Source organism: Natronolimnohabitans sp. A-GB9, assembly GCF_030848565.1.
Taxonomy (GTDB): domain Archaea; phylum Halobacteriota; class Halobacteria; order Halobacteriales; family Natrialbaceae; genus Natronolimnohabitans.
The window spans coordinates 1-7,577 of record NZ_JAVDDV010000046.1 but is presented as its reverse complement, the minus strand read 5'-3'; the positions used below and the strand labels follow the sequence as shown (position 1 = coordinate 7,577).

Sequence of the window (7,577 nt, the reverse complement as noted above, 5' to 3'; positions counted from 1 at the left end):
CAGCAAGAACATACGCATGACGTCTCGGCCGTGGCGGTCGATGGCCTCGTGGGGATCGATGAGGATGTCCTTGGACTTGGACATCGCGCGGCCGTCGGGCATCAGCGCGTGGCCGTGCATCAGGACCTCTTCGTAGGGGATCTCGCCGATAGCGGCGGTTCCCATCCCGAGCTGGGACCAGAACCAGCCACGGGTCTGGTCGTGGGCCTCGAGGATGAAGTCGGCGGGCCAGAGTTCGTCGAACCGGCTGTCGTCTTCGGGGAAGTCAAGCGTACCCCACGAGGCGACCGAGGAGTCGAGCCAGACGTCGAAGACGTCCGGAACGCGGGTGTAGGTCGTCCCGGCCTCGGTGATGGTGAGGTCGTCGACGGTGTCTTTGTGGAGGTCGACGTCCTCCGGGTCGATATCCTGGTCGACGCGTTCGGCGAGTTCCTCGCGGTCGCCGACGACGATGCGGTCCTCGTCGTCGTCTCGATCTTCTGGGGTCCAGACCGGCAGCGGAATGCCCCAGTAGCGCTGTCGCGAGACGTTCCAGTCCGGCGCGTCCTCGACGAAATCGCGGAAGCGACTGTCACGGGCCCAGTCGGGGTGCCACTGGCTGTCCTCGATGTTGTCGAGGAGTTCGTCTTTGACGTCGGTGATCGTAATGAACCACTGGTCGGTGACGATCTGGACGATACCCGTATCACAGCGCCAACAGTGGCCGTAGCTGTGAGAGATCGTCTCCTCGGCCAGCAGCGACCCCTTTGCCTCGAGGTCCGAGATGATCTCGTCGTTGGCCTCTTTGACGAGTTGGCCCTCGTACTCGCCGGCTTCGTCGGTGTAGACGCCGTCGCCGCCGACGGGACAGAAGATCGGGAACTCGAGTTCGCGGCCGCGTTCGAAGTCCTCTTCACCGTGGCCGGGCGCGGAGTGGACGAGTCCAGTACCGTCGCCGCCCGTATCGACGTAGTCGGCGGCGTAAACCTCGCAGGCGCCCTCGTGGTCGGGGTGTTCAGGAACTTCCTCGGCCAGCGGGTGTTCGTACGACCAGCCGATCAAGTCCTCGCCGGTCAGTTCCTCGACGACCTCGTAGTCGTCGTAGCGGCCCGTTTTGAGGACCTCCTCGAACTTCGGTTCGGCGATGTAGAGTAGTTCCTCCTGGCCGTCGTTTGTTGCGCGGACGCCGACGTAGTCGCCCGCTTCGTCGACGGCGACGAAGGTGTTCGCCGGGATCGTCCAGGGCGTGGTCGTCCAGATGACGAGCTTGCCGTCCTGATCGTCGAGATCGAATTTGACGTAGATCGAGGGGTCTTCGACGTCCTCGTACTCGACCTCGTTGTTCGCGATGGCGGTCTCACAGCGGGGACACTGCGAGATCGATCGATGACCCTTCTCGACTAAGCCGCGCTCGGCGGCCTTTGCAAAGCCCCACCAGGCGGCTTCCATGTACTCCGGTTCGACCGTTCGGTATGGATCCGACCAGTCCATCCAGACGCCGAAATCCTGGAAATCCGCCTGGAGGCCCTCGAGTTGTTCGTCGGCGTAGTCCTTACATTCCTGAATGAAGTTCTCCTCGCCGAACTCCTCGATGTCTTTCTTGTTCTCGAAGCCGAGTCGCTCTTCGACGCGGGTCTCGATCGGGAGCCCGTGCATGTCATAGCCCGGCCGGTCGGTGACGTCGTACCCCTGCATTCGGAAGAATCGGAGGTAGACGTCTTTCAGGGACTTGTTCCAGGTCGTCCCCATGTGCGCCGACCCCGACGTGTACGGCGGGCCGTCGACGAAGAAGAACGATTCGCCGTCCGATCGGTGCTCGACCGTCTGTTCGTAGGCGTCGACCTCGTCCCAGTAGTCGAACACCCGTTGCTCGAGTTCGTGGGGATCGTACTGGTCGTCGACCTCGCCGAACCTGCTCATACGTGACGTGATTCGCTCAGACATTAAAGGGGAATCGGTCCGAGGGATGTGACATCCACCTCGCCGTGAACGGCGAGGTCCCCTCGTACCGCCATGGGGAAGCCTTGGAACTTCCGTTCACCCACTGATACGGACTGCTGTAACTATTACTGCCGATCGCCGCCTCCGCCCTGGCGATCGGCGGTAATTGACTACAGTAGACCGTATGGCGGGTGTTAGGAGGCTACGCTCATTCTTCTATCCTGGGTGGCTCGATTCGATATTTCGAGAAAGGTATAGTAGCCACTGGTACTGTCGGACAGAACTATTCACCGTCGGTCGCATTACTGCGGTCGTCACCGTCGGAGACGGCCGCGAGTTCGCGACCGACGGGTCACTGACTGCTGTCCGACAGTATGAACGTCATCATATACCCGACCCCACGACTGCTGCGCTCAGCGTTTAAATTCACCATTCAAAACTATAATTGGGTTTAGAAAATAATGTAAATAGATGAGAGAGTACTAATACTGCCGGATAAACAATGCACACACTGTTGCACTGAATCCCCTCGCGTCAGCAAGCCGGCTGAAGCAGGTTTACGGACTCACCTCTGAGCAAAACACTTTAACTGATAATATAGTTGGGTGATGTCTCAGCTTTCCTGCTACGCATTCACAGAGACAGTTTCGTTCAACCAATAATTCGCTCCCAGGTGGTATTATATATCATACTAAAGCAAAAATGTATATATACAATAGATTAGAATAATAGAATGTAATGCCGAATAGAAGATCGGTGCTGAAGACGACAGGTACGGCGTTAATTGGACTTTCAGCAGCGGATACTGTTGTTGCGAATGATAAGAAGGACCCAAGTGAAAAATTCACTAGAGAGATTATAAAAGCAAATAGAATTGCAAAACGTGAAGGATTAGAAGAACGTCAAAATTATCTCGATGAAAAAGAGATTTCTCATAAAGAAGAGAACGTTCAGTTATCCGTGCCAAAGACGGACGACGACGAAGTTAAAACTCAGGAGGCACCAATTTGTGTTAATCCTCTAGACTGTGATGCCGATATTGACGTCCAATTCTCATTAACTTACGAACCACGGGCCGATCCCAGTGAGTTCCATTATTCTTACTTCATTAAATTCCGCTATGGGTTTGCGCGGGACGAGTTTTATCCGTGGCGCACCATCTATGCTGGGCCCGAAGATCCGGTAGATACACTCGGACTTTCATGGCAAAAAGATCAGGTGGAACTGAGGGATCATCGGAGGGTTCACAAATCAGTGATCACTGACGACTATACGAAATTTGATGAGGGAAGTTGGACTGGTTCCGGTCTCGGAATTTTAGTGGATGGTTATCAAGCATCGGTCGATTCGGGATTGACTGGTCGCGATGAAACGGATTGGAGCCAACTGGTTACGGCGGGAGTCTTTCTCGTTGAAGATGCCGATTTCAGGCCCGAGACGTCTTTCAAAGGAATATATGAATACGCTTGGGAAGGAACTGAACCGGAAGTGTCAGTCTCTTATCCCGCATCGATTTCATTCAAATCAAATGAGTACGAAGACTCGGAAGACTTCCAACACACCCTGGATGGAGATACCTTCCACATTAAAGCAGAAGAGGTAATGTAGTCTATGTATATGTCTACCGTTGGACCAGTCTTTCGAAGGGGAGTTCTCCAGACTATCGTTGCCGCCTTTCTCATATTTTTACAGGGTTGTGTTGAGTTACTTCCCGGTCACGGGGACGAATACGAGGACACCGCCGTTCTTGTGATAAATAATCTCACTGATAAAGACGTACAGTTCGATATCACTGTCCGCGGACCGAACAAGGAAGTCCTGTACGATGCTCTATTTCTCGTCGAGGCGGGAAAGGGTCACCAGACGGAACCGTTTGACGACGTCGTGCGAACCGTTGAATACGAACTGAGCAGCGGCGATCACGGCATCGTGAATATCCCTACAAGTCCGAACACCGACAGACATCCCCGAAGAAAACTGTGGATCTCGTACACGACGGAGGATGGCATCGTATACAGACAGAGGTAGCGACTCCGCCTCGATCGGTAACTGTGGAGTAGGTGGTGCTTTTCCCCGGCCTGTTTCACCCGTTCGGTGTCACCTTCATACGGTCTGCTGTCGTCGCTTCCCGCCGATCACTGATCCCGTGCTGGCGATCAGCAATAACTAGTTACAGCAGTCCGTATCAGTAGCTACTATATTATCACTCGCCGAGGAACCGCTCGGCCGTTCGACCGAACAGGTCCCGTCGCGTCTCTGGGGAAAGCGACCGTGAAAGGAGGTGTTCCCGTTCGCGTGCGTACGGATAGGGAATGTTCGGATAGTCGGAGCCGTACATGATCGACGCCGAAAGCTCCTCGAGGACGTCGTCACTGATCGTCGCGGGATCGAAGTCGATGACCGCGGGCGCGACCGAGGCCATCGCGACCGTCGTATCGAGGTAGACGTTCTCGTAGTCGCGGGCAAAGGCGAGAAACGCGTCTACTTCGTAGGCGCCCATGTGGGCGGCACAGACCCGGACGTCGGGGTAGGACTCGAGGAAGGACTCGAACTGGTCGGCGCCGACGTGGGGACTCTCCTCGAACATGGGCGCCGTCCCCGCGTGGAAGACGATCGGCAGGTCGTGGGCTGTGGCGAGTTCGAACGCCGGATCGAGTCGAGGGTCGGCCGGGCCACACCCCTGGACGGGACACTGGAACTTGAGGCCCCGCGCGCCGGCGTCGACAGCCGTTGAAACGACGGCTTCGACGTCGTCGTCGCCGTGAACGGTCGCGAAGGGAATCGCCCGCTCGGAGTCGGCTGCCTGCTCGAGGACCCACTCGTTCAACTCGGTCGCGATCCCCGGTTTGTGGGCGTAGGGGAGCGCGAAAAAGCGTTCGACGCCGGCCGCAGCGAGCCGATCCTCGATCGCGTCCGGAGCGGTCGGGTGGTCGAACGTCCACCCGGCGGCGTCGTCGAGCGCCCCGCGGATGGCCTGCATCAGCCCGTCGGGCATCACGTGGACGTGTGCGTCGACGCCGGGGTCGGGAACTGGCGCGAGCTTGTCGCTCGAATCGGGCGCAGAATTCGACATCGTTCGACCGACCTCAGTCGCGGACCCGGGCGGCCAGCTTCTGGTACCCGATTCCGTACACGCCAGCATACAGTAGAATCGCGCCGATCGCCGCCAGCCACAGGGCGACCGTCGCCTCGCCCGAGTTCAGATGCTGGAAGCTCGCGTATTCGGCGGCGATACCGCCAGCGGTCAACACGCCGGCGAGAATCGTATAGACAGCCAGCGGAAGCAGTTCTGCGAGTAGTTCGGGGGTAGCCGATCCCATTGTTCTTGGAGAGTCGACCGGCAAAGGTAAATCTGTCCCCACATGCGGGACGCGAATCCGTATCACATAACTCCGTCACGCCCGATGGTCGACCCGTGTCCCCCACAGGTACCGATCCGGAGACGAACGCCGCGGACGACGCCGACGCTGAGCCGGATCTCACCTATCCGACCACGAGAAACGTCCTCGAGTCCGACTGCGAGCGCTGCCCAGCGCTCACCGACGCCCGCGAGTGTATCTCGTGGGGAACCGGATCGCTCGAGGCGTCCGTCGTGGTCGTCGGGGAAGCGCCTGGCTACGGCAACCCCGACGCCGACCGCTGGAGGGGCGGCAACTGGACCGGGAAGGCCTACACCTCACGCCACTCCGGCCGTCGGATCCGGCGGCTGCTCGCACGGATCGGCTACGACGACGAGGCCTACTATACGAACGCGGTGAAGTGTTTCCCGGCCGATCCCGAGGAGCCGGAGACGAACCGTGAGCCGACGTCCGAAGAGCGAGCGAACTGCCGCAGTCACCTGCTGACCGAACTCGAGACCGTCGATCCCGACGTCGTCCTCGCGACCGGAAAACACGCGACAAAGACCGTCCTCGCGGCCGAGGACCGCAAGCTCGAAGGGTTCGTCGACAGTGTCCTGACGCCGGTCCGCTGTGACCGACTCGACGTCACCCTCGTGCCGATCTTGCATCCCTCGTATCAGAATACATGGTCGGTTTCCAATTATCCTAAACCGAATATCGCTTGTGTCTCTTGAGGAAGGACACAACACCGTCTAGACCCAAAGCTCAATCTTACGTTGCTAAGATCAAACTATAGGCCAAGAGCTATATCATCATAATCGCAGTAAGGCAGCAAGATCTAAATCAATACCGAAACTATAGACCTACGAATTCAGCACACTACCAGCAATACTTGCCTTTATCATATATCTGGTACAAAGGATATGGCCTATCCACCATTACAGACCATGATGAATCGGCGTAATCATCGAAAGGTAGGGGCAAGGATTCACTCATACTTGAGTAATGATATGCGACTCAACCCCTTGATTTCCGGTCGAATCGATCAAATCCTCTGGATAGGGTATCTGGTTGCTTGGAGTGTAGGGGTTAGACACACTAAGATCGATTTTACGGGTTTCTGTGGAAAGTCTGGATTGAGAATCATAGATAGAGAGTCTGTATTGACGAAATAGAAATGGCTCAAGATCGATTCAAGAACAGAAATAGAACAGAGAAGATTCACAGAGAAATAGAAGAGAAAATAAAGTGATCGAAGAGAAGAGAAATTGATTCAAAATCGAGTCAAGAATTTTTCTTAGGTTCTATTTTTAATGGTCTTTGATTCTCCAAGAGCGATTTTCTTATCAGAATCTCGAGCATTCGACCGTTTGCTTTCTCTCTAATTTTCACCTTTTGAAATCGCACATACAATCCTCAAATGCTATTCCCCTCAATTCGATAGATAGAGACACTAATACCCAAAATTGACTGAAGTGACTTTCAAACTTAGAAAAATCTGAATCGAAATTGCTATGATAAGTTTTGAAATCGTATTTTGGCGAAACTGTTAACTTATTTCACCTATTAGTGGATATATGTTAGTCTCTATTGGAATGGCTTTGCTGTTTGGCATTGGAGTAGGGTTTACTACTATTGGCTTGGCGATCCTCTATTCAATGGTGTTATCAGATATGGATTTCTCAAGCATTTTACTTTCTTTATCTTGGCTATTACTCTCTATTGGTAGTAGTATGTTGCATTTTGTGGCTCATATCTAAACATTCGTCCGAAACTTTTATTAATCTATAGCTCCTATAATTAAATAGGACGATGGAAGAGAAAACAACCATCCAAGTTTCGAAGGATTTGCGTGATTCCCTGAAAATGCGGTGTAGTAAGGGACAATCCTACGAGGAATACCTACGTAGTGAGCTAGATATTGTAGATACTGAAATTATTGAGTGATCTTATTATGAGTTATAAAATTACTGTCGTTAAAGAGCAAAGTTACGGTGGCAATCTGAATCGGACGATTAAGGGCAATTCTGCCGAAGAGGTTTTAGAAGAGTTAGAAAATCTTGATGATAGTTGGGAAGTTAACCAATATTGTCAAGAAAAGGTCGAAGAGTTAAAGAAAGAAGTCAAACCAGAGCATGGCCTTGATAACGGAAGCCATGGTATTGCTATCAGTCCTGATAGGGCCGAAAAATGGGGAATTGAGACGGAAGAGCTAGGACACTCTTCGGAAGAGAATACTGAAGATACTGATACCCAAGCTGAAGAGCTAATCGAAGAGGAAGGGCTATCAGGTGCATGGCAAGCTGCATACGAAAA

Annotated in this window: 7 protein-coding genes; 4 read left to right on the top strand and 3 right to left on the bottom strand. The window is 54.0% G+C overall.

Translation table 11 applies throughout. The annotated features are described in order from the left end of the window. Positions 1-1,899 (bottom strand): isoleucine--tRNA ligase (gene ileS / locus RBH26_RS21075; RefSeq protein WP_306760333.1); only part of this gene is annotated, 1,899 nt, incomplete at its 3' end. 759 nt (positions 1,900-2,658) lie between these two features. Here ileS and RBH26_RS21070 point away from each other — a divergent pair. Together RBH26_RS21070 and RBH26_RS21065 are read left to right on the top strand one after the other, a co-directional pair. After that, entirely contained in the window at positions 2,659-3,528 is an 870-nt protein-coding gene (locus RBH26_RS21070; protein ID WP_306760332.1) for a hypothetical protein, read from the top strand. A gap of 3 nt (positions 3,529-3,531) precedes the next feature. Beyond that, positions 3,532-3,948: a hypothetical protein gene (locus RBH26_RS21065; RefSeq protein WP_306760331.1), complete on the top strand. Its 417-nt coding sequence runs from the start codon at positions 3,532-3,534 to the stop codon at positions 3,946-3,948. Positions 3,949-4,123: 175 nt separating this feature from the next. Here the strand turns inward: RBH26_RS21065 and RBH26_RS21060 are convergent, their stop codons facing one another. Together RBH26_RS21060 and RBH26_RS21055 are read right to left on the bottom strand one after the other, a co-directional pair. Then, positions 4,124-4,993, bottom strand: a complete 870-nt coding sequence (locus tag RBH26_RS21060) for an amidohydrolase family protein (protein WP_306760330.1) — start codon at positions 4,991-4,993, stop codon at positions 4,124-4,126. Positions 4,994-5,006: 13 nt separating this feature from the next. Continuing rightward, positions 5,007-5,240, bottom strand: a complete 234-nt coding sequence (locus tag RBH26_RS21055) for a hypothetical protein (protein ID WP_306760329.1) — start codon at positions 5,238-5,240, stop codon at positions 5,007-5,009. 95 nt (positions 5,241-5,335) lie between these two features. Here RBH26_RS21055 and RBH26_RS21050 point away from each other — a divergent pair, with 95 nt between their 5' ends. Together RBH26_RS21050 and RBH26_RS21045 are read left to right on the top strand one after the other, a co-directional pair. Further along, positions 5,336-5,995: a uracil-DNA glycosylase family protein gene (locus RBH26_RS21050; RefSeq protein ID WP_306760328.1), complete on the top strand. Its 660-nt coding sequence runs from the start codon at positions 5,336-5,338 to the stop codon at positions 5,993-5,995. A gap of 1,220 nt (positions 5,996-7,215) precedes the next feature. Beyond that, positions 7,216-7,577, top strand: a 362-nt coding sequence (locus RBH26_RS21045; RefSeq protein WP_306760327.1) for a hypothetical protein, incomplete at its 3' end; no start/stop codon positions are given.

Coding starts and splice junctions, on each gene's coding strand:
- RBH26_RS21055 (WP_306760329.1), bottom strand. CDS start 5,240: ATGGGATCGGCTACCCCCGAACTACTCGCAGAACTGCTTCCGCTGGCT.
- RBH26_RS21070 (WP_306760332.1), top strand. CDS start 2,659: ATGCCGAATAGAAGATCGGTGCTGAAGACGACAGGTACGGCGTTAATT.
- RBH26_RS21060 (WP_306760330.1), bottom strand. CDS start 4,993: ATGTCGAATTCTGCGCCCGATTCGAGCGACAAGCTCGCGCCAGTTCCC.
- RBH26_RS21065 (WP_306760331.1), top strand. CDS start 3,532: ATGTATATGTCTACCGTTGGACCAGTCTTTCGAAGGGGAGTTCTCCAG.